General features: G+C 71.5%; 29 protein-coding genes. 16 read left to right on the plus strand and 13 right to left on the minus strand.

From position 1 onward, the window contains the following. The first annotated feature begins 3 nt into the window (after positions 1-3). Positions 4-876, plus strand: a complete 873-nt coding sequence (locus L0965_RS13705; protein WP_061781732.1) for an SGNH/GDSL hydrolase family protein — start codon at positions 4-6, stop codon at positions 874-876. Positions 877-900: 24 nt separating this feature from the next. On the opposite strand, the gene L0965_RS13710 is transcribed toward L0965_RS13705, so the two are convergent. Continuing rightward, positions 901-1,707 carry an RNA methyltransferase gene (locus L0965_RS13710; RefSeq protein ID WP_101306430.1) on the minus strand — a complete coding sequence of 269 codons (807 nt, stop codon included), beginning with the start codon at positions 1,705-1,707 and terminating at the stop codon, positions 901-903. Positions 1,708-1,820: 113 nt separating this feature from the next. Here L0965_RS13710 and L0965_RS13715 point away from each other — a divergent pair, with 113 nt between their 5' ends. Together L0965_RS13715 and L0965_RS13720 are read left to right on the plus strand one after the other, a co-directional pair. Next, entirely contained in the window at positions 1,821-2,696 is an 876-nt protein-coding gene (locus tag L0965_RS13715) for a Sir2 family NAD-dependent protein deacetylase (protein WP_101306431.1), read from the plus strand. 28 nt (positions 2,697-2,724) lie between these two features. Continuing rightward, on the plus strand, positions 2,725-3,333 hold the full coding sequence (locus tag L0965_RS13720; RefSeq protein WP_101306432.1) for a histidine phosphatase family protein: 609 nt from the start codon (positions 2,725-2,727) through the stop codon (positions 3,331-3,333). 15 nt (positions 3,334-3,348) lie between these two features. Here L0965_RS13720 and L0965_RS13725 read toward each other — a convergent pair whose 3' ends face one another. Together L0965_RS13725 and L0965_RS13730 are read right to left on the minus strand one after the other, a co-directional pair. Continuing rightward, positions 3,349-4,161 carry a CoA ester lyase gene (locus tag L0965_RS13725; RefSeq protein WP_061781729.1) on the minus strand — a complete coding sequence of 271 codons (813 nt, stop codon included), beginning with the start codon at positions 4,159-4,161 and terminating at the stop codon, positions 3,349-3,351. Positions 4,162-4,165: 4 nt separating this feature from the next. Further along, the gene (locus L0965_RS13730) at positions 4,166-5,365 is read right to left on the minus strand and encodes an acyl-CoA dehydrogenase family protein (protein WP_198553620.1); all 1,200 of its coding nucleotides are present in this window, start codon (positions 5,363-5,365) and stop codon (positions 4,166-4,168) included. A gap of 117 nt (positions 5,366-5,482) precedes the next feature. Here L0965_RS13730 and L0965_RS13735 point away from each other — a divergent pair, with 117 nt between their 5' ends. Next, a complete protein-coding gene (locus tag L0965_RS13735) occupies positions 5,483-6,106 on the plus strand; it encodes a TetR/AcrR family transcriptional regulator (protein ID WP_101306433.1) in 624 nt (207 codons plus the stop codon). Between the two features lie 13 nt (positions 6,107-6,119). On the opposite strand, the gene L0965_RS13740 is transcribed toward L0965_RS13735, so the two are convergent. The 3 genes from L0965_RS13740 to pdhA are packed head-to-tail and all read right to left on the minus strand — an operon-like array spanning position 6,120 to position 9,681. After that, positions 6,120-7,553, minus strand: coding sequence for a dihydrolipoamide acetyltransferase family protein (locus L0965_RS13740; RefSeq protein ID WP_101306434.1), 1,434 nt, complete (start codon positions 7,551-7,553; stop codon positions 6,120-6,122). Next, positions 7,550-8,560: an alpha-ketoacid dehydrogenase subunit beta gene (locus L0965_RS13745; RefSeq protein WP_101306435.1), complete on the minus strand. Its 1,011-nt coding sequence runs from the start codon at positions 8,558-8,560 to the stop codon at positions 7,550-7,552. The genes L0965_RS13740 and L0965_RS13745 overlap by 4 nt, the downstream gene beginning before the upstream one ends. Continuing rightward, complete coding sequence (gene pdhA / locus L0965_RS13750) at positions 8,557-9,681, minus strand: pyruvate dehydrogenase (acetyl-transferring) E1 component subunit alpha (protein ID WP_082734086.1); 1,125 nt, start codon at positions 9,679-9,681, stop codon at positions 8,557-8,559. The genes L0965_RS13745 and pdhA overlap by 4 nt, the downstream gene beginning before the upstream one ends. Positions 9,682-9,858: 177 nt before the next feature. Between pdhA and L0965_RS13755 the strand changes: the two genes are divergently transcribed. Then, the gene (locus tag L0965_RS13755; protein WP_060958667.1) at positions 9,859-10,338 is read left to right on the plus strand and encodes an Lrp/AsnC family transcriptional regulator; all 480 of its coding nucleotides are present in this window, start codon (positions 9,859-9,861) and stop codon (positions 10,336-10,338) included. Here the strand turns inward: L0965_RS13755 and L0965_RS13760 are convergent. Then, on the minus strand, positions 10,280-11,371 hold the full coding sequence (locus L0965_RS13760) for a DMT family transporter (RefSeq protein WP_060958668.1): 1,092 nt from the start codon (positions 11,369-11,371) through the stop codon (positions 10,280-10,282). The genes L0965_RS13755 and L0965_RS13760 overlap by 59 nt on opposite strands. Before the next feature lie 90 nt (positions 11,372-11,461). On the opposite strand from L0965_RS13760, the gene L0965_RS13765 reads away from it, so the two are divergent. Next, the gene (locus tag L0965_RS13765; RefSeq protein WP_101306436.1) at positions 11,462-12,022 is read left to right on the plus strand and encodes a CGNR zinc finger domain-containing protein; all 561 of its coding nucleotides are present in this window, start codon (positions 11,462-11,464) and stop codon (positions 12,020-12,022) included. Here L0965_RS13765 and L0965_RS13770 read toward each other — a convergent pair. Then, on the minus strand, positions 11,982-12,881 hold the full coding sequence (locus L0965_RS13770) for an alpha/beta fold hydrolase (RefSeq protein ID WP_101306437.1): 900 nt from the start codon (positions 12,879-12,881) through the stop codon (positions 11,982-11,984). The two genes, L0965_RS13765 and L0965_RS13770, sit on opposite strands and share 41 nt — an antisense overlap. Positions 12,882-12,980: 99 nt before the next feature. Between L0965_RS13770 and L0965_RS13775 the strand changes: the two genes are divergently transcribed. Further along, positions 12,981-13,736: an exonuclease domain-containing protein gene (locus tag L0965_RS13775; protein WP_198553621.1), complete on the plus strand. Its 756-nt coding sequence runs from the start codon at positions 12,981-12,983 to the stop codon at positions 13,734-13,736. 69 nt (positions 13,737-13,805) lie between these two features. Here L0965_RS13775 and L0965_RS13780 read toward each other — a convergent pair whose 3' ends face one another. The 3 genes from L0965_RS13780 to glgA form a co-directional block, all read right to left on the minus strand. Further along, positions 13,806-14,063 carry a type B 50S ribosomal protein L31 gene (locus tag L0965_RS13780; protein ID WP_060958672.1) on the minus strand — a complete coding sequence of 86 codons (258 nt, stop codon included), beginning with the start codon at positions 14,061-14,063 and terminating at the stop codon, positions 13,806-13,808. A 112-nt stretch (positions 14,064-14,175) separates the two neighbouring features. Beyond that, positions 14,176-14,967 (minus strand): ABC transporter ATP-binding protein, encoded by a 792-nt coding sequence (locus tag L0965_RS13785; RefSeq protein ID WP_060958673.1) that lies wholly within the window; start codon positions 14,965-14,967, stop codon positions 14,176-14,178. Positions 14,968-15,025: 58 nt separating this feature from the next. Next, positions 15,026-16,219: a glycogen synthase gene (gene glgA, locus L0965_RS13790; RefSeq protein ID WP_060958674.1), complete on the minus strand. Its 1,194-nt coding sequence runs from the start codon at positions 16,217-16,219 to the stop codon at positions 15,026-15,028. A 46-nt stretch (positions 16,220-16,265) separates the two neighbouring features. Between glgA and glgC the strand changes: the two genes are divergently transcribed. From glgC to L0965_RS13805, 3 genes are read left to right on the plus strand one after another with little or no spacing between them, the layout of a single operon-like run. After that, entirely contained in the window at positions 16,266-17,510 is a 1,245-nt protein-coding gene (gene glgC / locus L0965_RS13795) for a glucose-1-phosphate adenylyltransferase (protein ID WP_060958675.1), read from the plus strand. Positions 17,511-17,530: 20 nt separating this feature from the next. Beyond that, positions 17,531-18,166 carry a phosphoserine phosphatase SerB gene (serB, locus tag L0965_RS13800; protein ID WP_101306439.1) on the plus strand — a complete coding sequence of 212 codons (636 nt, stop codon included), beginning with the start codon at positions 17,531-17,533 and terminating at the stop codon, positions 18,164-18,166. A gap of 59 nt (positions 18,167-18,225) precedes the next feature. Further along, positions 18,226-18,921, plus strand: coding sequence for an alpha/beta fold hydrolase (locus L0965_RS13805; protein ID WP_061781725.1), 696 nt, complete (start codon positions 18,226-18,228; stop codon positions 18,919-18,921). A gap of 55 nt (positions 18,922-18,976) precedes the next feature. Here the strand turns inward: L0965_RS13805 and L0965_RS13810 are convergent, their stop codons facing one another. Continuing rightward, entirely contained in the window at positions 18,977-19,687 is a 711-nt protein-coding gene (locus L0965_RS13810) for a beta-ketoacyl-ACP reductase (protein ID WP_101306440.1), read from the minus strand. Positions 19,688-19,797: 110 nt separating this feature from the next. On the opposite strand from L0965_RS13810, the gene L0965_RS13815 reads away from it, so the two are divergent. Genes L0965_RS13815 through L0965_RS13830 form a run of 4 tightly spaced genes read left to right on the plus strand, consistent with a single transcriptional unit; the run spans position 19,798 to position 21,906 of the window. After that, entirely contained in the window at positions 19,798-20,346 is a 549-nt protein-coding gene (locus L0965_RS13815; protein ID WP_061781724.1) for a DUF4190 domain-containing protein, read from the plus strand. 41 nt (positions 20,347-20,387) lie between these two features. Next, positions 20,388-20,759: a DUF3099 domain-containing protein gene (locus L0965_RS13820; RefSeq protein WP_101306441.1), complete on the plus strand. Its 372-nt coding sequence runs from the start codon at positions 20,388-20,390 to the stop codon at positions 20,757-20,759. Continuing rightward, positions 20,756-20,959, plus strand: a complete 204-nt coding sequence (locus tag L0965_RS13825) for a hypothetical protein (protein ID WP_060958680.1) — start codon at positions 20,756-20,758, stop codon at positions 20,957-20,959. The genes L0965_RS13820 and L0965_RS13825 overlap by 4 nt, the downstream gene beginning before the upstream one ends. After that, positions 20,956-21,906 (plus strand): SURF1 family protein, encoded by a 951-nt coding sequence (locus L0965_RS13830; protein ID WP_101306442.1) that lies wholly within the window; start codon positions 20,956-20,958, stop codon positions 21,904-21,906. The genes L0965_RS13825 and L0965_RS13830 overlap by 4 nt, the downstream gene beginning before the upstream one ends. Before the next feature lie 22 nt (positions 21,907-21,928). Here L0965_RS13830 and L0965_RS13835 read toward each other — a convergent pair whose 3' ends face one another. Then, positions 21,929-23,527 (minus strand): ABC-F family ATP-binding cassette domain-containing protein, encoded by a 1,599-nt coding sequence (locus L0965_RS13835; RefSeq protein ID WP_060958682.1) that lies wholly within the window; start codon positions 23,525-23,527, stop codon positions 21,929-21,931. Between the two features lie 140 nt (positions 23,528-23,667). On the opposite strand from L0965_RS13835, the gene L0965_RS13840 reads away from it, so the two are divergent. After that, positions 23,668-24,513, plus strand: coding sequence for a GNAT family N-acetyltransferase (locus tag L0965_RS13840; RefSeq protein ID WP_101306443.1), 846 nt, complete (start codon positions 23,668-23,670; stop codon positions 24,511-24,513). A 128-nt stretch (positions 24,514-24,641) separates the two neighbouring features. Continuing rightward, positions 24,642-25,274, plus strand: coding sequence for a biotin transporter BioY (locus L0965_RS13845; protein WP_101306444.1), 633 nt, complete (start codon positions 24,642-24,644; stop codon positions 25,272-25,274). Positions 25,275-25,284: the final 10 nt, after the last annotated feature.

Here is a 25,284-nt window from a genome sequence, read left to right on the forward strand (position 1 = left end):
GTCATGCGCAGGAACGAGCCCACCCCCGACGACCACCGCTCACCGTACGTCCCCAACGAGAGCGCGCACCCGTGGCGCCGGATGGTGTCGATCGGCGACTCGTTCACCGAGGGCATCGGCGACCCCATCCCGGGCACGGTCGACGGCCACCGCGGCTGGGCGGACCGGGTCGCGGAGGTCCTCGCCGCGCAGGTCGACGATTTCGCGTACGCGAACCTCGCGGTGCGGGGAAAGCTGATCGCCCAGATCATCGCCGACCAGGTCGAGCCGGCGCTCGCGCTCAGCCCCGACCTGATCACGTTCTCCGCGGGCGGCAACGACGTGATCCGCCCGGGCGGCGATCCGGATGCCGTGGCGCAGCAGTTCGAGGACGCCGTGGCGCGCCTGAGCTCGCAGGGCGCGACGCTCGTCGTCTTCACGGGGGTCGACACGGAGTTCACACCGGTGTTCCGCGGCATCCGCGGACGAGTGGCGATCTACAACGAGAACATCCGCGCGATCGCCGACCGCTACGACTGCATCGTCGCCGACCAGTGGGCGCTCAAAGAGGTGCAGGACATGCGCTTCTTCGACGACGACCGCCTGCACTACAACGCGCTCGGCCACCACGAGATCGCCCGGATGGTGCTGCGCGCCCTCAACGTGCCCAACGACCTGCAGCCCATGCAGCCCGACCCGCTGCCGCGTCTGACCTGGCGCGCCGCCCGGACGAACGACCTCGTCTGGGCGCGCACGCACTTCGTGCCGTGGGTGCTGCGGCGCCTGCGCCACCAGTCGTCGGGCGACAACATCACCGCCAAGCGCCCCGAGCCCCTGCCGGTGACCGTCGAAGCCCCCGGGCGCGACCGCACCGCAGCACCGGGCGAGCAGGTCTGATCCGAGCGGCCGCTCGCCGGCGTTCTACCGCAGCGCCCACAGGGCGACGGCGGCGGCGGATGCGACATTGAGCGAGTCGACGCCGCCGGCCATCGGGATCGTGACGACGGTGTCGGCCGCGGCGAGCGCACGCCGCGACAGGCCGTCTCCTTCGGCGCCCATGAGCAGCGCGACCTGCGGCGGGCGGGAGGCGACGAACGCGTCGAGCCCGACCGCGTCGTCGGCGAGCGCGAGAGCTGCGAGGTGCAGTCCGGCGTCGTGCAGGAGGGCACGCCCGGCCGTCCACCCGCCGTCCGCCTCGTCCGGAAGCCGCGTCCACGGCACCTGGAACACCGTGCCCATGCTCACCCGGACGCTGCGCCGATAGAGCGGATCCGCGCAGCGCGGCGTCACCAGCACGGCATCCGCGCCGAGCCCGGCCGCCGCGCGGAACGCGGCGCCGACGTTGGTGTGATCGACGATGTCCTCCAGCACCAGCACGAGGCGCGCGCCGGCGACCACCTCGGCCACGCTCGGCAGCGCGGGCCGGTGCATCGCCGCGAGCGCACCGCGGTGCACCGTGTACCCGGTCAGCCGCTCCGCCACGTCGTCGTCGACCAGGTACACGGGGGCCTCGCCGGCGAGCGGCACCGCGTCATCGAGCCACTTCTGCTGCACGAGGACGGACCGCGGACGATGTCCCGCGGCGACGGCGCGCGCGATCACCTTCGCCGACTCGGCGATGTAGAGCCCTCCGGCCGGCTCCAGCACACGACGCAGTGCGACGTCCGTGAGGTCGCGGTAGTCGGCGAGACGGTCATCGGCGGGGTCGTCGATACGAACGACAGGCATCCGCCCATGCTGTCACGCCCGACCGCGCCCGCGCGCACTCCCCCACCCCGCTGTAACCTCCGCGAAAAGCGGGGCGCGTAGGCTCGGGGTAGGTCTGAGGGAGGGAGGACGCCATGTCGACGGTTCTCGATCGCACGTCCGGGGCTGCTCCCGAGCTCGACCCCGAGACCACCGCGGCGGTCCGCCGCGCCGTGGACGCGCTGGCCGGCCGTCGCATCGCCGTGCTCACCGGCGCCGGGGTCTCCACCGATTCGGGCATCCCCGACTACCGCGGCAAGGGGGCTCCCACGCGCACCCCCATGACCGCCCAGCAGTTCCTCTCGAGCGACGCGTCGCGACGCCGGTACTGGGTGGGCAGTCACCTCGGGTGGCGCGCATTCGCCGCCGCACAGCCCAATGCCGGCCACCGCGCCCTCGCCGATCTGGAGGAGCGCGGCGTCGCGAACGGCGTCATCACGCAGAACGTCGACGGCCTGCACGTGCGCGCCGGCAGCCGCCGGGTCGTCGAGTTGCACGGGACGATGCGACGCGTGCTGTGCACCCACTGCGGTCAGGTGTTCGACCGCCGCGACCTCGCGGCGCGGGTCGAGGCGGACAACCCATGGATCACGGTTCCCGACGCGGTCGAGCTGGGGCCCGACGGCGACGTGCTGCCGTCCACGAGCGATGGCTTCGTCGTCCCCGACTGCAGCGTCTGCGGAGGCATGCTCAAGCCCGACGTCGTCTTCTTCGGCGAGTACATCCCGCTCGTGAAGTTCTCGGAGGCCGAGCAGCTGGTCCAGACCAGCGAGGCGCTCGTCGTCGCCGGGTCGTCACTCGTCGTCAACTCCGGCATACGCCTGCTGGAGCGCGCCCGGCGCCGGCGGCTCCCCGTCGTGATCGTCAATCGCGGGCAGACGCGCGGCGACGTGCACGCGAGCGTCAAGATCGACGCCGGCACCTCCGAGGTGCTCCGGGCGCTCGCGCGCGCCCTGCCCGACGTGCGCTGAGGCTTCCCCGCTCGCATAGGCTCGATGGGTGACGACTCTCATCCTCGTGCGCCACGGCGAGACCGACTGGAACGCGGCGCGCCGCATCCAGGGATCGACCGACATCCCGCTCAACGACACGGGGCGCGCCCAGGCGCGCGAGGTCGCCGAGCGGCTCCGGGAGGAGCTCGAGGGCGTCGGACCCGTCGTGGTCGCGTCCAGCGATCTGTCCCGCGCGGCCGAGACCGCGCAGATCATCGCCTCGACGCTCGGCGTCGCCGCACCGCGCGCCTACCGGCAGCTCCGCGAGCGCTCGTACGGCGTCGCCGAGGGTGCGGGCGTCGACGAGTTCCGTGAGCGTTGGGGCGAGTGGGCGCAGGCGGAGGTTCCCGACGCCGAAAGTTGGGCCCAGGTGCGCCAGCGCGCGCTCGCCGGTCTGCAGCGGGCCGTCCGCGACGCCCGCCGGGCGACCGCGCCGCTCGGACCGACGCTCGTCATGGTCTCGCACGGCGCCCTCATCCGCGAGGTGATCCGTCACGCGTCGGCGGGCGCCTTCCCGCACGAGGGCGAGCGTCTGGCCAACGCCTCGACGCACACGTTCCTGCTCGAGCGCGACCGCCTCAGCGTCCGCTCCTACGCGGCCGTCCCGCTCGGCTGAGCGGATGCCGCGGGCTCAGGCGCCGCGGGCGACGACCGTGCGCGCATGGCGGAGCACGGGCTCATCGATCATGCGTCCGCGGTAGCGGAACACCCCGCCTTCGCCCTCGGCGGCCGCCAGCACGCCGCGCGCCCAGGCGAGCGCGTCGTCGTCGGGCCGGTAGGCCGCCCGGATCGTCTCGACCTGCGCGGGATGGATGCACGCCGTCGCGGCGAAGCCGCTGGCCGCGGCATCCCTCGCCTCGCGTGACAGTCCCTTCTCGTCGGCGATGTCGAGATGCACCGCGTCGATCGCGGCGATGCCGGCCGCGCCGGCGGCGAGCAGCACCCGTGCCCGAGCGACGCGGGCGACGTCGCGGTACTTGCCCTTCGGCGTGCGACTGGACGTGCCGCCGAGTGACGCGACGAGATCCTCCGCGCCCCACATCACCGCGACGACCCGGTCCTGCGCCGCGATCTGCTCGACGGCGGCGACACCACGGGCCGTCTCGCACAGGGCGATGACCTCGAACCGCGGATCCAGACGTGCGATCGCTGGCGCGGACTCCGCCTTTGCGACCATCACGCGCCGGTAGTCGGTCTGCGACAGCGTCGCGAGGTCGGAGGCGATCTCGCGCGAGTCCAGCGGGTTGACGCGGACGATGACGCGGTCGGGGTCGAGATGTGAGTCGATGAGCGCCACCCGCGCGGCGACCTTGTCCGCCGGAGCAACGGCGTCCTCGAGGTCGAGGATCACCGCGTCGGCGCGCTCGAGGGCCTTCGCGTGGCGCTCCGGGCGGTCGGCCGGGCAGAACAGCAGCGCAGGTCCGAGGTCGAAAGCGGCGGTCATGCGTTCACGCTACCGGGCCGGCCGCGACCGGCGGCAGCGCGGTCAGTCCCAGCGCGCGGGCGATCACGAGCAGCTGCACCTCCGTCGTCCCCTCCCCGATCTCGAGGATCTTCGCGTCGCGGTAGTGACGCGCCACCGGGTACTCGTTCATGAACCCGTTGCCGCCGAAGATCTGCGTCGCGTCGCGCGCATTGTCCATCGCCGCGTCGCCGGCGGTCAGCTTCGCGAGCGCCGCCGCCGACGCGAACGGGCGCCCCGCGTCGCGCAGCCGTGCGGCGTGCAGCCAGGCCAGCCGCGACAGGTGCACGCGCTGCTGCATCCTCGCCAGCGTGAACTGGATCGACTGGCGCGTCCCCAGCCGTTCGCCGAACACGATGCGACTGCCGGCGTAGTCGAGGGCCGCCTCCAGGCATCCTTCCGCGGCTCCGGTGGCGAGAGCGGCGATCGCGATCCGGCCCTCGTCGAGGATGCTGAGGAAGTTCGCGAACCCGCGTCCCCGCTCGCCGAGGAGGTTCTCGGCGGGCACCCGCGCGCCGTCGAAGCTGAGCGGGTGGGTGTCGGAGGCATGCCACCCGACCTTGTCGTAGGCGGGACCCACGGTGAAGCCGGGCGTGCCGGAGGGGACGATGATCGTCGAGATCTCCTTGCGCCCGTCCTCGACGCCTGTGACGGCGGTGACCGTGACGAAGCGGGTGATCGCGGTGCCCGAGTTCGTGATGAACTGCTTCGCCCCGTCGATGACCCATTCGTCACCGTCGCGCCGCGCGGTCGTGCGGGTGGCCCCGGCATCCGATCCCGCCTCGGGCTCGGTCAGGCCGAACCCCGCCAGCGCGCGACCGGCGAGCAGGTCGGGAAGCAGTTCGGCGCGCTGGGCGTCGGTGCCGAAGCGGTGGATCGGCATCGCGCCGAGGCTCACGCCGGCCTCGAGCGTGATGGCGATCGACTGGTCCACCCGCCCCAGCGCCTCGATCGCGAGCCCCAGCGCGAGGTAGGTGCCGCCCTGACCGCCGACCTCTTCCGGAAACGGCAGACCGAACAGTCCCATCTCCCCCATCTCGGCGACGATCCCGAGCGGGAGGGTCTTGGTGCGGTCGGCCTCGTAGGCCTGCGGGGCGACCCGTTCATCGGCGAAGGCGCGCACCATCCGCGCGAGCTCGCGCTCCTCGTCGGTCAGTCCGTGGTCGTACGGATCCAGAATCGCCATGGCATCCCCTTCGATGTCGCGGTCGCATAACGCCTCCCGCAATCTCGTGGCGCGCGGGCGAGCGGGTGGGTTAGTGTGCACTAACCCACAGGTCCAGGTTAGCGAGGATTAACTGGAATGACAACGCGTTCTGCGGCATCGCGCACCTCGCGTGAGCGAGCCAAGGCCCAGCGCGCCGACTCCCTGCTGCAAGCCGCCGCCCGCCTCTTCGCCGAGCACGGTTTCGACGGTGTGAGCCTGGAAGACCTCGGCACCGCCGTCGGCATCACCGGTCCCGCCGTCTACCGCCACTTCGACAGCAAGCGCGCCCTGCTCGGCGCCATCCTCCTGCGCGCCAGCGACGATCTGCTCACGGGCGGGCGCCGCGTCATCGACGCCGGACACGGACCCGACCGGTCGCTGCGCGACCTCGTCGACTTCCATGTCCAGTTCGCCGTCCGCGGCGCCGACGTCATCCGCGTGCACGACCGCGATCTCGCCCGCCTCAGCGAGGAGGACCGCCACGAGGTGCGCCGGCTCCAGCGAGAGTACGTCGAGCTGTGGGTCGGCGTGCTGCACGCCGTCCACCCCGACCTCACCGAGCCGGAGCTCCGCGTCCGCGCGCACGCGGGGTTCGGTCTCATCAACTCGACGCCCTACGCCGTGCGCACCCGGCGCGACGCGGCGGTGGATGCCGGCGACGACGGGATGCTGCGCGACGTGCTGGCCGACATGGCCTACGCCGCACTCGCCGCCCGGTGACCTCTCCCCCGCGTCAGCCCAGCAGCATGGCGCGGGCGGGCTCGCGGAGGACGTCGCCGACGATCGTCAGGAACCGCGACGCCTGCTCCCCGTCGACCAACCGGTGATCGAACGACAGGCTCAGGGTCATGAGGTCGCGCAGCACGATCGCCCCCTCGTGCTCCCACGGTCGCCGCCGCACCGAACCGAGCCCCAGGATGCCCGCCTCACCGGGATTGAGGATCGGCGTGCCCGCATCGATGCCGAAGACGCCGAAGTTCGTAATAGAGAACGTCCCGCCGCTCAGCGCGGCCGGTGTCGTCCGGCCGGCGCGCGCGGTCTCGGCGAGGCGGCCGATCTCGTCCGCGAGGTCGACGAGCGAGAGCCGGTCCGCGTCGGGCACGTGCGGCACGACGAGGCCGCGCTCGGTCGCCGCGGCGATCCCCAGGTGGACGTAGCCGTACTGGACGATCTCCCCGGCGGCCTCGTCCCACGACGAGTTGAGCGTCGGCTCGGCGCGCAGCGCGAGGCACACGGCCTTCGCCGCCACCGCCATGATCCCGATGCGGTGACCCTCCAGACGACGATCGGACCGGAGGCTCTGCACGAACCGGGTGGTCTCCGTGACGTCGACCTCCAGGAAGGTCGTCACGTGCGGAGCGGTGAAGGCGCTGCGCACCATCGCGGCCGCCGTGTGCTTACGCACCCCGCGGATGGGGATCCGCGTCTCCCGCGGGGCGTCGCCGCTCGCCGCGGCGGTGTCGGCCGGAGCCTCGTGCGCACCGGGCGCGCGATCGTCCAGCGTTGCGGCGAATCTGTCGACGTCCTCGCGGCGGATGATGTCGGTGACGCCGGAGGCCTCGACGAGGGCGAGGTCGATGCCGAGCTCTCGCGCATACGCGCGCACCGGGGGCGTCGAGCGCGGTCGTTCCGGCCGCAGCTCCTGCGCCGCGGGGGCGACGACATCGTGCGGGGCATCCGTGAGGACGCGCTCGGCCGCCGTCGCGGCGGTCGAGCGGGCGCTCGAGGGCGCACCGCCGCCGATGCGCCGGCGGCGTTGCGGGCGCGCGGTACCCCGGGGCGCTGCGCCGTAGCCCACGAGGTTCGGCACGGCGGCCTCGGCCGGCGCCTCGGACGGGTCCTGCGCGCCGGCGGCCGCGGACGTCCCGCCGGGTGCGGCGGGTGCGGCGGGTGCGGCGCTGGCGACAGCATCCTCCGAGGATTCCGCCCCCGCCACCTGGAAGGCGATCAGCGGCGCTCCGACCTCGACGACGTCTCCCGCTTCGGCATGGAGGGTGCTGACCGTGCCCGCGAACGGCGACGGCAGCTCGACGATGGCCTTCGCGGTCTCGACCTCGGCGATCGGCTGGTTGAGCGCCACCTCGTCGCCCTGAGCGACGAGCCACTGCACGATCTCCGCCTCGGGAAGCCCTTCCCCGAGGTCGGGCAGACGGAACTCCGCGATCACAGCTCCACCCCCGTCAGGCTGTGGGGGCGGTCGAGGACGCGGTCGACGGCATCGAGGATGCGGTCGAGGTCGGGGATGTGATGCTTCTCCAGCTTCGCGGGCGGATACGGGATGTCATGACCCGTCACCCGCTGCGGCGGCGCCTCCAGGTAGTGGAAGCACTGCTCCGTGACGCTCGCCACGATCTCGGCGCCCACCCCGGCCTCCCCGCCGGCCTCGTGGGTCACGACGAGCCGTCCCGTCTTGCGCACCGACGCTCCCACCGTGCGGTAGTCGACCGGCGACAGCGACCGCAGATCGATCACCTCGATCGAGATGCCCTCGTCCTCGGCCGCGACGGCGGCATCCATCGCCGTGGCGACCTGCGACCCGTAGGTCACGATCGTGACGTCGGTGCCATCGCGGACGACGCGGGCCAGCCCCATCGGCGCCGCGTCGGCGACGTCGGCGTCCAGGTCGACCTCGCCCTTGGAGTGGTAGAGGCGCTTGGGCTCGAAGAAGACGACCGGATCGTCGCACGCGATGGCCTGCTGCAGGACGGTGTACGCGTCCTGCGGATTCGAGACGGCCACGACGCGGAGGCCCGCCGTGTGGACGAAGTACGCCTCGGGCGACTCGGAGTGGTGCTCCGCCGCACCGACACCGCCCGCCCAGGGGATGCGGATCGTCAGGGGCATCTTCACGCGGCCGCGCGTGCGGTAGTGCAGCTTCGCGACCTGGCACACGATCTGGTCGAACGCGGGGTAGACGAAGCCGTCGAATTGGATCTCCACGACCGGGCGGAAGCCGCGCATGGCCAGGCCGACGGCGGTGCCGACGATCCCGGACTCGGCGAGCGGGGTGTCGATCACGCGCTTCGGCCCGAACTCGCCGAGGAGGCCGTCGGTGATGCGGAACACGCCGCCGAGGCGACCGATGTCCTCCCCCATCACGATCACACGGTCATCGTCCGTCATGGCGCGGTGCAGCCCCGCGGTCAGCGCCTTGCCCATCGTCAGCTGCGTCATCGGGACACCTCCGCATCGCCGTCGGCGAACGAGTCGAGGTAGGCCGCGAAGCGCTGGCGCTGACGTGACAGCCCGCTGTGCGGTTCCGCGTAGACGTCGTCGAGGACGGCCAGCGGCGGGCGGGTGACCGCCGTCAGCACGGCCTCCCGCATGGCTCCCGTCAGCGCGTCCGCCTCCTGCGAGATGGCGGCGAGCGCCGCGTCGTCGAGGTCGCCGGTGCTGCGCAGCAGCGCTTCCAACCGGGTCAGCGGATCACGGGCGCGCCACCGCTCCACCTCGTCGCGTTCGCGGTAGCGGGTCGGGTCGTCCGAGGTCGTGTGGGGGCCCATCCGGTAGGTCACGGCCTCCAGGAACACCGGGCCCTCCCCCCGGCGGGCGTGGTCGAGGGCCCACCGCATGGCGGCCGTGCAGGCGATCACGTCGTTGCCGTCGACCCGCATGCTCGGGATGCCGAAGCCGGGTGCGCGTCCGGCGATCGGGAACCGCGACTGCACCGTCACCGGCTCGGAGATCGCCCACTGGTTGTTCGAGCAGACGAAGACGACCGGCGCGCCGAAGGACGATGCGAAGACCATCGCCTCGTTCACATCGCCCTGGCTGGTCGCACCGTCGCCGAAATAGGCCACGGCGACCTGGTCGCCGCCGTCGCGCTGCACCCCCATCGCGTACCCCACGGCGTGCAGGGTCTGCGCGCCGATGATGATCTGCGGCGTCGCAAGGTTCAGCTCGAAGGGGTCGTAGGTCGAATGCACCTCACCTCGCCACGCGAGCACGAGATCGGCCGGCGCGCCGCCGCGCACGATCGTCACGCCCACCTCGCGGTAGCTCGGGAACAGGAAGTCGTCCTCCCGGCAGGCGCGTGCCGTGCCGACCTGGATCGCCTCCTGGCCCTGTGCCGGAGCCCAGAGTCCCAGATGACCCTGGCGCTGGAGGGCGACGCCTTCGGCATCCATCCGACGGACGATCGCCATGTCGCGGTACAGGGCGCGCAGCGCCGCGGCGTCCAGATCTTGCACCCACGGGTCGAGGCGGGGGTCGGCGACGCGTCGCCCCTCGGGGGTGAGAAGTCGCGCCGTGTCGTCCAGCGCCGTCATCGCTTCGTCTGTGGTCAGGGTGTACATCGTCGTCATCCCTCTCTGGCCGTGCCGCTCTCTCGTGGAGAGCGACCGCCGCCCGGGCCGGCCTCGTCGCCGGTTGCCTGGAAGGCTACGTCCGTCTGGCACCTAGCTCAAGCATTCACCCGTGGCCTGAGCATGTTGCGCAGACCGACCCGAAGGCCCCTGGTAGAGTTGGGCACTATGGGACCTCTGGACCGCGTCGACCTCGACCTCCTGAATGCGCTCGCCGATGACCATCGCGCCACCGTGGTGGCCCTCGCCGAACGCCTGGGTCTGTCCCGCAACACCGTCCAGGCGCGCTTGGCCCGCCTGGAGCGCGGCGGCGTCTTCCAGTCCTTCGAACGCGCGATCCCCCCGGTCGCCCTGGGCCTGCCCATCGAGGCCATGGTGAGCGTCACCGTGCGGCAGGCGGAACTGCCGCGGATCACCCATGCGATCGCGAGCATCCCGGAGGTCGTGCAGGCCTACGGCATGAGCGGTCAGGTCGATCTGCTCGTGCGGGTCGCGGCGCGCGACACCCAGCACCTGTTCGACGTCGACGCGCGCATCCTCGAGATCGACGGGGTGGAGCGCACCGAGACCTCCCTCGTCATGGGCGAGGTCATCGGCTATCGGATCCGGCCGCTCCTGGAATCGGCTCGCGACGACGCGACGCGCTGAGCGCGCTCGCGTCCACCGGCGACGCGTCCACCGGCACGACGTCGGGACGGAGGGCGTCCGCCGGCAGCGGCACCACGGGCACGGGCAGCACGGCGTCGGCGGCGACGCCGACGGCATCGGCCTCGCGCGCATCCATCCGCACCAGGACGACTCCCGCCAGCAGCAGCGCGCCGCCGAAGATCTGCACCGCGGAGGGAGCCTCCCCGAGCAGGAGCCAGGCGAAGCCGAGCGCGAAGAGCACTTCGCTGAGACCGATGAACGAGGCCAGCCGCGAGCCCACGCGCGGCACCGCCATGACGCCCAGCGCGTAGCCGAGCGTCGTCCCCACCGCCCCGACCCACAGCAGGGCCAGGATGCCGGGCACCTCGACGCCGCGGAAGGTCACCGACACCGGTGGCGCGGCGAACGGCATGGCCCCCGTGGCGCCCAACAGCGCCATCACCACGGCGCCGACGAGCAGCCCTCCGGCGGCGAGGGCCAGCGGCGGCAGGCCGTCGCCGGTGCGCTCGCTCATGACGAAGTACACGCACACGCACACCGCCGCTCCGAGCGCGAGGAGCGTGCCGAGCAGGTCGAAACGCGCGCCGGCGATGTCGACCACGAGCACGAGACCGACGATCGCGACCACCGAACCGATCATGACGAGCCGCGAGGGGGCCCGGCGCGTGCGCAGCCACACGAAGCCGACGAGCAGAACGGGTGCGAGGTATTGGATCAGCAGCGCGACGGCCACCGGCATCCGCTGCATCGCCGAGAAGAACAGCAGCTGGCAGCCCAGCACCGGGATCAGGCCGAACGCCAGGAGGGAGAGCCCGTGGCGGCGGACGAAGCCGCGCTCGCGGCGCATCGCGCGCACGAGCGCGGGCGACAGGATGAGGCCGGCGAGCCCCATGCGCACGATGAGCGCCGCCGACAGCGACCAGCCCGCCTCGAGGAGCGGCTTGACCAGAGGGCCGCTCGACGAGAACGCCAGCGCGGAGAAGACGGCCATGACGATGCCCGCGGTGCGGGCGGGTGGAGCGGTGCGTGACACCGGCGTTCCTTCGGATCGAGCAGGAGGGCTGTCAGGACTCAACAGCAATTACACTGGTGACACTAGTGCCCGCCGAGGTCAGGAGTCAACGTGGTCTTCATCCATGACACCGAGATGTCGCTGCGCGCCGCGGCGGCCCTCGTCAACACCCTCCCCGAAACCGACGGTGCAGGCCTCGACCGCCTGCGGACGCAGGAGGATCTCGACGCCTACCTGTCGGAGTTCTCCTACACGGGCAGCTTCCGACGCGACGACGCCGAGCTCGACGCCGTGCGCGCGAACCGGCGGCGTCTGCGCGCGCTCTGGGCCGCCGACCGCGACGGCGCGGTGCCCCTCGTCAACGCGATGCTCCGCGACGGGCGGGCGCTTCCGCAGCTCGTGATCCACGACGAGTTCGACTGGCACATCCACGCCACCGAGCCCGACGCCCCCCTGGCGATGCGCATGCTGGTCGAGTCGGCGATGGCGTTCGTCGACGTCATCCGCTCGGACGAGTGGAAGCGGGTGCGGGTGTGCGCGGCGGACGACTGCGACTCGGTCTACGTCGACTTCTCGAAGAACGGCTCCAAGCTCTACTGCGACACCGGCAACTGCGGGAACCGCATGAACGTCAACGCGTACCGTCGCCGGAAGGCCCGAGAAAGCGCGTGATCGCCGCCGCCGCCTCGCGCGGCGTCTCATAGTGGATGAGGTGGCCGACGGCGGGGATCTCCACGAGCCGGGCATCCGGGAAGAGCGTCTGCAGGTGGCGTTCCGCCTCGATGGGCGTGATGTCGTCCTTCTCCGCCGCGATCAGGAGCGTGGGTTGCGCGATGGCCGGTGCGAAACGACGCACGTCGTCGGACACCGACGCGACGAAGCCGTCGTGCAGCACGTCGCGGTCGTGGAAGAGCGAGAAGTACGTGTCGTGCTGGTCGTGGATGAAGCGGCGCAGCGCGGGCTCACGCGTCTTCGCCATCGACACGCTCATGACCCGCACGATGACGCGGTTGCGCAGCAGTGCGTCGCCGAGACGCTTCGGCAGGCGGGCCCCGGCCCAGTAGTAGAACACCGCCAGGCGGGTGAGGATGCCGCGCGGGCCCTCCAGCGCGGGCGCGCCGATCGGGTTGACCAGGATCACGCGCGGCGTCGGGAGCCCTGCCGCCACGGCGGCGGCCACGACGATGGAACCAAACGAGTGCCCGAGGATCACGGCCCCGGGCGCCACCGCGGCGACGAACGCGCGCAGCCATCGGGCATACGTGTCGAGGGTGTGCACCGCACCGGGGACCGGCACGCTCTCCCCGAACCCCGGAAGGTCGGGAGAGATCACCCGGACGCCCGGGAGGAAGGCGACGACGGGCTCCAGGCCATGGTGGTCGCCGCGGTAGCCGTGGACGGCCACCATCGTGACCGGGGCGTCGGCGGGTCCGTACTCCCAGTACGCGGTCACGGCGCCGTCGATCTCGATCGCGCGCCGCGACACGGGCACGGCGGCGAGGGCCTCGGCGTAGGGAGAGTCGACGGTCACCCTTGAAGTCTAGGAGGGGCGACCCGCGACCGACGCCGCGACCGTCCTCCTCCGCGTGCCTGCGCGCCGGTGTCGGAACCGGCGCATACCGTCGGAGGCATGGAACAGTGGCAGGCCGTCCCGCTCTGGGAGGACGACGTCTCCACCGTCGAGACCACCCCCGTGCGACCGCCGAGATGGGTGGATGCCGTCGGCGTGTTCGATCTGGAGACGACCGGCATCGACGTCACGACCGACCGCATCGTCACGGCCCACGTCGGCCTGCTCGACGCCGACGGCGCGGCGGTCCGGGCGCAGTCGTGGCTGGCCGATCCGGGAGTGCCGATCCCCGACGGGGCGACGGCGGTGCACGGCATCACGACCGCGCACGCCCAGGAGCACGGTGCTCCGGCGGCGCAGGTCGTCGCCGCGGTCGTCGCCGCGCTGCGGGAACTGCTGGACGCGGGCATCCCGGTCGTGGCCTACAACGCGCCGTTCGACTTCTCGCTGCTGAAGTACGAGGCGCTGCGCCACGGCATCCCGCCCATCCTCGACCCCTCGCCCGTGATCGATCCGCTCGTGCTCGACAAAGCGCACGATCGCTTCCGCAAGGGCAAGCGCACGCTCGAGGCCGTCGCGGCCCACTACGCGGTTCCCCTGGTCGGCGCCCACGACGCGTCCGCAGACGCGATCGCCGCCGGGCGGGTCGCTCAGGCGCTCGCGCGGCGCTATGCGATCGACGCCGCGCTCGACGAGCTGCACACCCGACAGATCGGGTGGGCACGCGCTCAGGCCGACAGCCTCACGGAGTACTTCATCCGCATCGGACGGCTCGACCCCGAGGACCGCGTCGACGGCAGCTGGCCGATCCGCTGACGGCAGCGGCAAGGTCGCGCCGAAACGACGACAGCCCCGCCGAAGCGGGGCTGTCTCGCGGGCCCGGGCTTACTTGCTCGAGCCGCCGAAGTTCTTGAAGCGCTGGTTGAACTTCTCGACGCGACCGGCCGAGTCCATGATGCGCTGCTTGCCCGTGTAGAACGGGTGTGAGGCGGAGGAGATCTCGACGTCGATGACGGGATAGGTCTCGCCGTCGAGCTCGATCGTCTTGTCGCTCGACACCGTCGAACGGGTGAGGAAGGTCTCGCCGGAGCCGAGGTCGCGGAAAACGACCGCCTTGTACTCGGGGTGGATGTCAGTCTTCATGGGTTTCCTTACGTGGTGCCCTGGATTTTGCCAGGGCGAGGGAAGTCTGCGGTGCGAATGCACCAAGGATCGATCATACCAGCAGCCCGCACCCGGAGGGAACGGGGATGTCTCAGGCGCCGCCGGTGGCCCGCGCGGCGAAGCGTCCGGCCTCCGACGTGAGGGCGATCGGCATGCCGAAGGTCGCCGACAGGTTCTCCTCGGTGAGCGTCTCCGCCAGCGGGCCGGCGGCGACCGCGGTCCCCTCGCGCAGCAGCAGCACGTGCGTGAACCCGACGGGGATCTCCTCGACGTGGTGGGTGACCATGACCATCGCGGGCGTCGTGGGCGCCAGGGCGTAGCCGCTGAGCAGCCCGAGCAGCTCCTCCCGGGCCCCGAGATCGAGGCTCGCCGTCGGCTCGTCGAGCAGCAGCAGCTCCGGATCGGTCATGACCGCGCGGGCGATCTGCACGCGCTTCTGCTCTCCGTCGGAGAGCGTGCCGAACGTGCGCTCGGCGAGATGCTCGAGCTTCCACTCCGCCAGCACGCGACGCGCGCGGCGCTCGTCGATGGTCTCGTACGTCTCGTTCCAGCGGCCCAGCACCGAGAACGCCGCGGTCAGCACGACATCCAGCACGGTCTCCTCGGGCGGCACGCGACGCGCCATCGCCGACGAGGCGAAGCCGATGCGCGGGCGCAGGTCGAACACATCGGTGCGGCCCAGGCGCTCGTCGAGGATGGTCACCTCGCCCGAGGTGGGGTGGATCAGCGTCGCCGCGAGCTGCAGGATGGTCGTCTTGCCGGCTCCGTTGGGCCCGAGCACCACCCAGCGCTGGTCGTCCGAGACCGCCCAGTCGATGTGATCGATGATGTTGCGGGCGTTGCGGCGGACGACGACATCGAGGAACTCGAGCACCTGGGGCATGCTCCCAGCCTATCGGGAGTGCCCTCGCGCGCCGGGCGGCACGCGCCGGGTCTTCGCCTCAGCCGACGCGCCCCGACACCTCCCGGTACAGGGCCTCGGTCGCCTCGGCGATCGCCTGCCAGCTGAAGGCGCTGGCGGCACGCTCGCGCCCAGCCGCCCCGTACGCGCGGGCACGCTCGGGGTCCGAGACGACCTCGGTGAGCACGTCCGCGAGGTCGGCCACGAAGCGCTCGGGATCCACCGGTGTGCCCGTCCCGTCCTGCACCTGCTCGATCGGCACGAGACGGCCTGTGACACCGTCCACCACGACCTCCGGGATGCCGCCGGTCGCGGTGCCGACCACGGCGGCTCCGCACGCCATCGCCTCCAGATTGACGATGCCCAGCGGCTCGTACACGCTCGGGCAGACGAAGGTCGTGGCCGACGTGAGGATCGCGCAGAGCTGATCGCGCTGCAGGAACTCGTCGATCCACACGACGCCGTCGCGCTGGGCCTGCAGCTCGCGGACGAGGCCCTCGACCTCGGCCATGATCTGCGGGGTGTCGGGCGCTCCCGCGCAGAGGACGATCTGCACGTCGGCGGGCAGGCGCGTGGCGGCGCGCAGGAAGTACGGCAGGCCCTTCTGGCGCGTGATGCGGCCGACGAACACGACCGAGGGCCGATTCGGGTCGATGCCGTAGCGCTCGAGGAGGGCGTCGTCCTGCTGCGGATGCCAGGCCTCCACGTCGATGCCGTTGTAGATGACGCGCACCTTGGCGGGGTCCAGCGCCGGGTAGCTGCGCAGGATGTCGCGACGCATGCCGTCGCTGACGGCGACCACGGCGGCGGCGTTCTCGTAGGCGGTCTTCTCGACGTAGCTCGACACCGCGTAGCCCCCGCCCAGCTGCTCCGCCTTCCAGGGACGCAGCGGCTCGAGGGAGTGCGCCGTGATGACGTGCGGGATGCCGTGCAGCAGCGAGGCGATGTGTCCCGCGAAGTTGGCGTACCAGGTGTGGGAGTGGACGACGTCCGCCCCGGCGACGTCGCCGACGATCTCCAGGTCGGTTCCGAGCGTCTGCACCGCGGGGTTGGCCGCGGCCAGCTCGGCGGGCACGCCGTAGGCCGTCGTGTCCGCTTCGTCGCGGTCGGCGCCGAACGCCCGCACCTGCACCTCGACCCCTACGCGCAGGGCCTTGACCAGCTCGGTGACGTGGACCCCGGCTCCCCCGTAGATCTCCGGCGGGTACTCCTTGGTGACGATGTCGACGCGCATGTCACGAACGCTAGTACAAGGGCGAACGGGGGCCTAGTGTGGTGGCATGCCTGCAGCGCCGAAGGTCTTCGGAATCATCCTCGCCGGGGGCGAGGGAAAGCGCCTCATGCCTCTCACGGAGGACAGAGCCAAACCCGCGGTGCCCTTCGGCGGCCAGTACCGCCTGATCGACTTCGCCATCTCGAACCTCATCAACTCGGGTCTGCGACAGATCGTCGTGCTCACGCAGTACAAGTCGCACAGCCTCGACCGCCACGTCTCCCAGACCTGGCGCATGTCGGCGCTGCTCAACTCGTACGTGGCCTCGGTGCCGGCCCAGCAGCGCCTCGGCAAGCGCTGGTTCTCCGGCTCGGCCGACGCCATCCTGCAGTCGCTGAACCTCATCCACGACGAGAAGCCCGACATCGTCGTGGTCATCGGCGCCGACCACGTGTACCGGATGGATTTCGAGCAGATGCTCGCGGCCCACATCGAGTCCGGCGCCAAGGCGACGGTCGCCGGCATCCGTCAGCCGATCGGGCTTGCCAACCAGTTCGGCGTCATCGACCTCGACCCGACGGACAACATCACGATCCGTGACTTCCTGGAGAAGCCCCAGAACCCCACGGGGCTCTCCGACGCCCCCCACGAGGTGCTCGCGTCGATGGGCAACTACATCTTCGACGCCGACGCGCTCATCGCGGCCGTCGAGGCGGACGGCGAGCTGCCCGGGTCGAACCACGACATGGGCGGCGACATCATCCCCTACTTCGTGGGGCGCGGTGAGGCCGCCGTGTACGACTTCAAGCGCAACGACGTCCCCGGCTCGACTGATCGCGATCGCGACTACTGGCGCGACGTGGGCACGATCGACTCGTTCTTCGACGCCCACATGGATCTCATCTCGACGCTGCCGATCTTCAACCTCTACAACGTCGACTGGCCGATCCACTCGCAGTCCGTGAACTCACCGCCCGCCAAGTTCGTCCGCGACGGCGTCGGCCGCATGGGCAACGCGATCGACTCGATCGTCTCGCTCGGCTCCGTGCTCTCGGGGACGCACCTGGAACGCTCCGTCGTGGGTCCGTGGACGCTGTCGGGAGGGGGATCGACCATCACCGACTCGGTGCTGTTCGATCACGTCCAGGTCGGGGCGGGGGCGCGCGTGCATCGCGCTATCCTCGACAAGAACGTCGTGCTCGAGCCGGGCGCGACGGTCGGTGTCGACCGTGCGTTCGACCTCTCGCGCGGCTTCACGGTGACCGACAGCGGCATCACGGTGGTGGGCAAGAACGCATACGTCGCCCGCTGACGGACCGCTAGGTTGGACGGGTGCCTGACGCCCGTTTCCTCGTCGTGTTCGACGCCGATTCCACCCTGCTGCGCAACGAGGTCATCGAGCTCATCGCCGACGAGGCGGGCCGCGGCGCCGAGGTGGCTGCCGCGACCGATGCGGCGATGCGCGGCGAGGTCGACTTCGCGACGAGCCTGCGCTCGCGTGTGCAGGCGTTGCGCGGCGTGCCGCTGAGCGCCTTCGATCGGGTGCGGGCCCGGGTCGAGCCGACGGCGGGGGCCGCCGAGCTGGTCACGGCGATCCACCGGCGCGGCGGGCGGGCCGCGGTCGTGTCCGGCGGATTCCACGAGATCCTCGACACCGTCGCCCCGGCGTTGGGGATCGACGTCTGGCGCGCCAATCGCCTCGCGGTCGACGGCGGGGCCCTTTCCGGGCTGGTCGACGGCGAGATCGTGGATGCCGCCGGCAAGGCGTCCGCGCTGCGCGAGTGGGCCGCGGCATCCGGTGTCGCCCTCCACCGCACGATCGCCGTCGGCGACGGCGCGAACGACCTGCAGATGATGGCGGCGGCGGGCCTCGGCGTCGCGTTCAACGCGAAGCCCGCCGTGCGGCGCCAGGCCGACCTCGTCGTCGGGCCCGTCGATCTGCGCGAGCTCATCCCCCTGCTGCCCTGACGCACCGCGGCGTCGGCCACGCCCGCACGGATGTCGGGGACCGGGCGTAGCGTGACCGCATGGACGTCATCATGATTCCCGGTCTCTGGCTCGACGCGTCGTCGTGGGACGACGTGCTGCCGCCGCTGCGCGCCGCGGGGCTGACCCCACGACCTCTGACCATGCCCGGACTCGGAGCCCCCGCCGCCGAGAGCGCCGACATCGGCATCGCCGACTGGGTGGCCGCGACCGTCGAGGCGATCGACGCGGCCGAGGGGCCCGTCGTCGTGGTCGGCCACAGCGGCGGCGGCAACGTCGCGTGGGGCGCGGCCGACGCACGTCCCGACCGGGTGGCGCGCGTCGTGCTGGTCGACACCGCGGTGCCCTACGACGGGGGCATGATCTCCGAGTTCGACCTCGTCGACGGCGTCGTGCCGTTCCCCGGCTGGGACTTCTTCGACGCCGACGACGTCGCCGATCTCGATGAGCAGACGCGGGCGCGGACCGCTCCCCTCACCCACGACGTGCCGGCGCGGGTTCCCACCGACGCCATCGCGCTGCACGACGAGCGTCGCTACCGCGTTCCCGTCACCGTGCTGTCCGGTTCACTCGGCGACGAGGAGTTCCGCGGTTTTCTGGCGCAGTGGGGCCGGTACGCCGACGAGTTCTCGGCCATCGACGACACCGAGATCGTGCGCCTGGGCAGTGGTCACTGGCCACAGTTCTCCCAGCCGCAGCACCTCGGCGAGGCGATCGTCGCCGCCATCTCGCGCTGAGGCTCCACCGACCCTCGAGCGGACGGCGCCCCCGCGAGTCGAAACGCGCTCCCGGTCAGTGGCCCATGCCCAGGCCGCCGTCGACGGGGATCACCGCACCGGAGATGTAGCCGGCATCCTCCGAGGCGAGCCACGTCACCACACCGGCGACCTCCTCCGGCGTCGCGAACCGGCCCGCGGGGATGTTCCGCTTGTACTCGGCCTGCGTGTCCTCGGGCAGTTCGGCGGTCATGTCGGTCTCGATGAAGCCCGGGGCGACCACGTTGGCCGTGATGCCGCGGCCGCCGAGCTCGCGCGTCAGCGAGCGCGCGAAGCCGACCAGCGCCGCCTTCGACGACGAGTAGTTGATCTGTCCGGGCGAGCCGTAGAGCCCCACGACGCTGGAGATGAGGATGACGCGTCCCCACTTGGCCCGCAGCATCCCCTTGGAGGCGCGCTTGACGACGCGGAAGGTGCCGCCCAGGTTGGTCGCGACGACCGAGTCGAAGTCGTCCTCGGTCATGCGCAGCAGGAGGGTGTCCTTGGTGATGCCCGCGTTCGCGACGACGATCTCCACCGGGCCCAGCTCCCGCTCGACCTCCACGAAGGCGGCGTCGAGGGAGGCGGCGTCGGTGACGTCGGCGCGCACCGTCAGCGTGCCCTCGGGGCCTTCCCCGGAGCGCGCCGTGACCGCCGTGCGGTAGCCCTCGGCGACGAAGCGGGCGGCGATCGCGCGGCCGATGCCGCGGTTTCCACCGGTGACGAGGACGACGCGGTCGTGCGACATGGGGGCTCCGTTCGCTGGGGATGTGACCGCCTCAGCCTAGTCGGCGCACGCCCGCTCCTCCCCCGCGGCGACGGCTCCCGATAGGCTGACATCGCGAGACAGGAGAGATCATGACCGATGCGACGAACCCTCAGTCCCCGGATGCCGCGGCCACCCCGCCGGTGACGCCGCCCACGCCCGCTCCCGCCTCCGCGCAGCCGGCGGCCCCGTACACGCCTCCGCCCGCGGCGGCTCCGGCGCCGAGCTATCAGCCGCCCGCCTACCAGCCCCCGACCTACCCGGCCGCACCGCCCGCCTACGGCGCGACCACCGGCGCTCCGATGCAGCCGGCTCCCGGCGCCCCGCCCGTCTACGGCGCCGCCGCGCCCTACTACGGCGCCCCCGCACCGAAGACCAACGTGCTCGCGATCATCTCGATGATCGCCGCGATCCTCGGCTTCGTCTGGATCCTGCCCTTCATCGGCTCCCTCGGCGGCGCCATCATGGGGCACATCTCCCTCAACCAGATCAAGAAGACGGGCGAGGGCGGTCGCGGCATGGCCCTGGCCGGCGTGATCGTGGGGTGGATCGGGGTGGCGATCGCCGTCATCGGCATCGCCTTCTTCCTCTTCTTCGTGATCCTCGGGGCGACCGCGGGCACGCGCTACAGCTCGTACTGACGAGGGCCGCGCGCCGCCGATCGGCGTAGGCTGAGGGGACCGTGAAAAGCTCTCGTCCCCAGTCCGCCACCTCGTTGCCGCGCGCTCCGCGCGACGACGCGAGCGCGCGGATGACGAAGTACTTCACGATGATGGTGATCCGTGTCGCGTGCTTCGTGCTGATGGTCGCCGTCACCCCCTACGGGTGGTACACCTGGCTCTTCGGCGCGGGCGCGATGTTCTTGCCCTACTTCGCCGTCGTGATCGCGAACGTGGCCGCCGGTCCCGCCGAGCGGGCGATCCCGCCCGAGCGCGCGATCGAGTCGCCCGCCCCGCCGCCCGCCTCGGCGCAGCCGACATCTCCGGCCGCGCCGACCGTCATCCGCATCACCGAGTCGCCCGCACCTCCGACGACATCGACGGATCCGACGTGAGCGCCGCGATCTGCTCGCGCGCGGGCTGCCGCTCCGACGCCCGCTGGCAGGTGGTGTGGCGCAATCCCCGCATCCACACCGCCGACCGGCGCAAGACGTGGGCCGCGTGCGACGAGCACGTCACCTACCTGCGCGACTACCTCGCCGCCCGCGACTTCCCCGTTGACGTGATCGCCTGGGAGACGGAGACCACCGCATGAGCCCGCGCACCGCACGACAGTCCACCGCGCTGCGCTGGGCAGGCTACGTCGCGATCGCGATGGTGTTCGCGATCGTGTGCGCCTTCCTGTCGAACTGGCAGTTCACGCGCAACGCCGACCGCAGCCGCCAGCTCGCGCTCGTGGCCGCGAACTACGACGCCGCCCCGGTGCCGTTGCGCGAACTCATCGGCCCCGACGGCGCGTTCGATCCGGACGATCAGTGGCATCCGGTGTCGCTCACCGGCGAATACCTCACCGACCAGACGCTGCTGGCCCGCAACCGGGCACACGGCGGTACGAGCGCGTTCGAGGTGCTCGTGCCCTTCCGCACCGTCGACGGCGACGTCTTCCTCGTCGATCGCGGCTGGCTGGCCCCGGGATCCGCGCAGCCGGAGCCCGACGCCATCCCCGCACCGCCGTCCGGTCAGGTGGAGGTGGTCGTGCGCCTCAAGCCGGGCGAAGCGCTGCCGAACTCGGGACGGTCGGCCCCGGACGGCCAGGTGCCGACGATCAACCTGCCGCTGGTGGCCGAGACGACGGGGCAGGCGGGACTGGTCACGAGCGCGTACGGCCTCCTCGTGTCCGAAGAGCCGTCCGTCGCCGACGTGCCCAACGCGCTCGAATCGCCCTCCGACGATCCCGGACCCTACCTGTCGTACGCGATCCAGTGGATCCTCTTCGCCGTGATGGGCTTCGTGTTCATCTGGTACATGATCCGCACCGAGATCCGCCACCGCCGTGAGGACGCCGAGGATGCCGCGGCCGACGAGGCGAACGGCACGGGTGGGGCGGATGGGAGCGGTGGCCCCGACGGGCCGGACGCGCCTCGCGCCCCCGCGCCCGCGGAGTCCGCTGCGGCACGCCGTCGGCGGCGCCGGGAGCAGCGTCCGCGCGACCGCGACATGCAGGAAGAGGACGCCCTCCTCGACGAGCTCACCTCCCGCTGACGCGTCCCGCGCGCGGCGGGCGTCAGGCGAGGGTGATCAGGTCGACGTAGTCGCGGCCCCAGATGTCCTCGACACCGTCGGGGAGGATGAGGACGCGCTCGGGGTTGAGCGCCTGCACCGCACCCTCGTCGTGCGAGACCAGCACCACGGCGCCCTCGTAATGCGCCAGCGCACCGAGGATCTCCTCGCGTGAGGCGGGATCGAGGTTGTTCGTCGGCTCGTCGAGCAGCAGCATGTTCGCGGAGGAGACCACGAGCGTCGCCAGCGACAGCCGCGTCTTCTCTCCACCGGAGAGGACTCCGGCGGGCTTGAGCACGTCGTCTCCCGTGAACAGGAACGATCCCAGCACCTTGCGGGCCTCGGTCGCGTTGATGTCGGGCGCGGCGGACATCATGTTGTCCAGCACGGAGCGGTCGACGTCGAGGTTCTCGTGCTCCTGCGCGTAGTACCCGATCTTCAAGCCGTGGCCCGGTTCGATGACACCCGTGTCCGCCTTGTCGACGCCGGCGAGGATGCGCAGCAGGGTGGTCTTGCCGGCACCGTTCAGCCCCAGCACCACCACCTTGGATCCGCGGTCGATCGCGAGGTCGACATCGGTGAAGATCTCCAGCGAGCCGTACGACTTCGACAGGTTCTTCGCCATGAGCGGCGTCTTGCCGCAGGGCGCGGGCTTCGGGAAGCGCAGCTTCGCGACGCGGTCCTCCTGGCGGGCCTCCTCGAGGCCGGACAGCATCTTCTCCGCACGGGCGACCATCTGGTGCGCCGCGGCGGCCTTCGACGCCTTCGCACCGAAGCGCGCGGCCTGCAGCTGCAGCGCCGTGGCCTTCTTCTCGATGTTGGCGCGCTCCTTCTTGCGGCGCTCCTCGTCGGCCACCCGCTGGCGCAGGTAGTTCTTCCAGTTCATGTTGTAGACGTCGATGACCTGGCGCATGGCGTCGAGGTAGAAGACGCGGTTGACCGTCTCCCCCACGAGCTCGACGTCGTGGCTGATGACGATCAGGCCGCCCTTGTAGTTCTTGAGGAACTCGCGCAGCCATACGACACTGTCGGCGTCGAGGTGGTTGGTGGGCTCGTCGAGGATCATCGTCTGCGCGTCGGAGAACAGGATGCGGGCGAGCTCGATGCGGCGGCGCTGACCGCCGGACAGCGTCTTGAGCGGCTGGTCGAGGATGCGGTCGGGAAGCGACAGGTTGTGGGCGATGGATGCCGCCTCGGACTCGGCCGCGTAGCCACCCAGAGCTTCGAAGCGCTCCATGAGGTTGCCGTAGCGACGCATCGCCTTGGCGGCCACCTTCTCGTCGGCATCCCCCATCTGCAGGGACGACTCCTGCATCTGCAGGGCGAGCGTCCCGAGACCGCGGGCGTCCAGGATGCGGGTTCGCGCGAGCATCTCGGGGTCGCCGGAGCGCGGGTCCTGAGGCAGGTAGCCGAGCTCGCCGGAGCGTTCGACGCTGCCGTCGGCCGGGAGGAGGTCGCCCGCGAGCACCTTCGTCAGCGTCGTCTTGCCGGCGCCGTTGCGACCGACCAGACCGATCTTGTCGCCGTCCGACACGCGGAACGACACCTCCGACATGAGCGTTCGAGCGCCCACGCGGATCTCGAGATCGTGCACGGCCAGCACAGCAGACGTCCATTCTTCAGTGAGGGAGAGCGACCCGGAGGCGGGCCAGCCTCCCAGTCTACCGTCGCGACGGGTACTCTCCGCCCGGCGGTGTCTCCATCCCGTCTCCGACGACCCGGTACGGTGCCAGACTCGATCGCATGCGTGTGCGCCCGTTCGCCGATGACGACCTGTCGCTGCCCTTCCTCGGCACGATCCCTTTCCGCGCCGATCGGTGGCGCGACGCACACACGCGCTCGGCGGTGCTGGAGATCGACGGACGGCCCGTAGGCGCCGGCATCATGTGGACGTCGCGCGTGCACGGCGACCGGTATTGGGTGACGATCGTCGTCGATCCGGCATCGAGACGCCGCGGCTACGGAACGGCACTCTTCACGCACCTGTCGGCGCTGCGGGCGGCACCCCTCGCCTTCATGGCCCGCGGCTACGTCGACGAGGACGCCCTGCGGTTCGCCGATGCGCTCGGCGCGCACACGATCCAGGTCGTGCCGCCGGCCGACGTCTCTCCGGCGGCGCGCACCGCGCTGCGACCGCACCCGGCGGTGCAGCCGGTGCACGAGATCGCGTGGGAGAGGATTCTCCACGCCAACGCGGCGACCTACGCGTGGACCCACGCCGAGTGGTCACCGGTCGCGTCTGACTTCGCCGCCGCGCTCTCGGAAGACCTCGAGGACGAGCTCGACCTCGAGGCCAGCAGCGCCGCCATCGTCGACGGCGACATCGTCGCCCTCTCGCTCGTGTATCGCGACTCCACTCCCCCGATCCTCACCGCGGAGACGACGTCCCGGGCCGCGTCGGACGGCGAGAGGCTGGTCGAAGCGAGCGTCCGACGCTCGCTGGACGTCCTCGCGGGTCGCGGCATCGACCTCGTCACGTTCGACGGACACGTCACCGACCCGCACTTCCTCCCCGTGTGGGCCCGGCTCGCTCCGGCCGGACGATGGTTCCGGTTGGTGGAGATTCCTCCCGCCGGCGGTGGTGGCTGACTCGGCTCGCCTGCTGTTGTCCCTCAGCGACAACGAAACCGCGCCTCTTCCATCGATGTCGGCCAGGTGCCGGTGATGGTGACGCCCTAGGCTGAGCCGTGACCCGTCCGCCTCTCGAAGGAGACCGCATGTCCCTCGCCGCCGCCGGCCGCCGCCCCGTCCTCGCCGACCTCATCGCACGCCCGACCGATCGCGCGCGCGCCGTCGCCCTCGACGCCGCCCTCGTGCTCGCCGGCGCGGCCTTCGTCGCGATCCTGGCGCAGGTCGAGGTTCCGCTCTGGCCCGTGCCGATCACCGGTCAGACCCTCGCCGTGGTCGTCGTCGGCGCCGCACTGGGCGCGCGCCGCGGCGCCGCCGCCCTCGCGACCTACGTGGTGGCGGGACTGGCCGGCCTTCCCGTCTTCGCCGGCTTCACGGGGACGATCGCCGCCGTCGCCAAGCCGAGCTTCGGCTTCATCATCGGCTTCGTGTTCGCCGCCTACGTCGCGGGCTGGTTCGCCGAGCGCGCGTGGGACCGCAAGCCCGTGCTCGCTTTCGTCGGCTTCGTCGCCGCCAGCATCGTCCCCTTCCTGTTCGGCGTGCCGTACATGGCGTTCATCCTGAACACGGTGCTCGGGATGGACCTCGGCGTGCAGGAGATCCTTGCGGCCGGCGTCACGCCGTTCATCGTCGGCGGCATCGTCAAAGCCGCGCTCGCGGCCCTGCTGATCCCCGCCGCCTGGGCCGGCGTGCGAGCGATCGAGCGCAACGCGCGACGCTGACATCCGTGCG

Origin of the sequence: Microbacterium sp. NFH-22A-Y (assembly GCF_021401375.1) — a bacterium.
GTDB lineage: Bacteria > Actinomycetota > Actinomycetes > Actinomycetales > Microbacteriaceae > Microbacterium > Microbacterium hominis.

Coding starts and splice junctions, on each gene's coding strand:
- L0965_RS13705 (WP_061781732.1), top strand. CDS start 4: ATGCGCAGGAACGAGCCCACCCCCGACGACCACCGCTCACCGTACGTC.
- L0965_RS13710 (WP_101306430.1), bottom strand. CDS start 1,707: ATGCCTGTCGTTCGTATCGACGACCCCGCCGATGACCGTCTCGCCGAC.
- L0965_RS13715 (WP_101306431.1), top strand. CDS start 1,821: ATGTCGACGGTTCTCGATCGCACGTCCGGGGCTGCTCCCGAGCTCGAC.
- L0965_RS13725 (WP_061781729.1), bottom strand. CDS start 4,161: ATGACCGCCGCTTTCGACCTCGGACCTGCGCTGCTGTTCTGCCCGGCC.
- L0965_RS13730 (WP_198553620.1), bottom strand. CDS start 5,365: ATGGCGATTCTGGATCCGTACGACCACGGACTGACCGACGAGGAGCGC.
- L0965_RS13735 (WP_101306433.1), top strand. CDS start 5,483: ATGACAACGCGTTCTGCGGCATCGCGCACCTCGCGTGAGCGAGCCAAG.
- L0965_RS13745 (WP_101306435.1), bottom strand. CDS start 8,560: ATGACGCAGCTGACGATGGGCAAGGCGCTGACCGCGGGGCTGCACCGC.
- pdhA (WP_082734086.1), bottom strand. CDS start 9,681: ATGTACACCCTGACCACAGACGAAGCGATGACGGCGCTGGACGACACG.
- L0965_RS13755 (WP_060958667.1), top strand. CDS start 9,859: ATGGGACCTCTGGACCGCGTCGACCTCGACCTCCTGAATGCGCTCGCC.
- L0965_RS13775 (WP_198553621.1), top strand. CDS start 12,981: ATGGAACAGTGGCAGGCCGTCCCGCTCTGGGAGGACGACGTCTCCACC.
- L0965_RS13780 (WP_060958672.1), bottom strand. CDS start 14,063: ATGAAGACTGACATCCACCCCGAGTACAAGGCGGTCGTTTTCCGCGAC.
- L0965_RS13785 (WP_060958673.1), bottom strand. CDS start 14,967: ATGCCCCAGGTGCTCGAGTTCCTCGATGTCGTCGTCCGCCGCAACGCC.
- glgA (WP_060958674.1), bottom strand. CDS start 16,219: ATGCGCGTCGACATCGTCACCAAGGAGTACCCGCCGGAGATCTACGGG.
- glgC (WP_060958675.1), top strand. CDS start 16,266: ATGCCTGCAGCGCCGAAGGTCTTCGGAATCATCCTCGCCGGGGGCGAG.
- L0965_RS13805 (WP_061781725.1), top strand. CDS start 18,226: ATGGACGTCATCATGATTCCCGGTCTCTGGCTCGACGCGTCGTCGTGG.
- L0965_RS13810 (WP_101306440.1), bottom strand. CDS start 19,687: ATGTCGCACGACCGCGTCGTCCTCGTCACCGGTGGAAACCGCGGCATC.
- L0965_RS13815 (WP_061781724.1), top strand. CDS start 19,798: ATGACCGATGCGACGAACCCTCAGTCCCCGGATGCCGCGGCCACCCCG.
- L0965_RS13830 (WP_101306442.1), top strand. CDS start 20,956: ATGAGCCCGCGCACCGCACGACAGTCCACCGCGCTGCGCTGGGCAGGC.
- L0965_RS13840 (WP_101306443.1), top strand. CDS start 23,668: ATGCGTGTGCGCCCGTTCGCCGATGACGACCTGTCGCTGCCCTTCCTC.
- L0965_RS13845 (WP_101306444.1), top strand. CDS start 24,642: ATGTCCCTCGCCGCCGCCGGCCGCCGCCCCGTCCTCGCCGACCTCATC.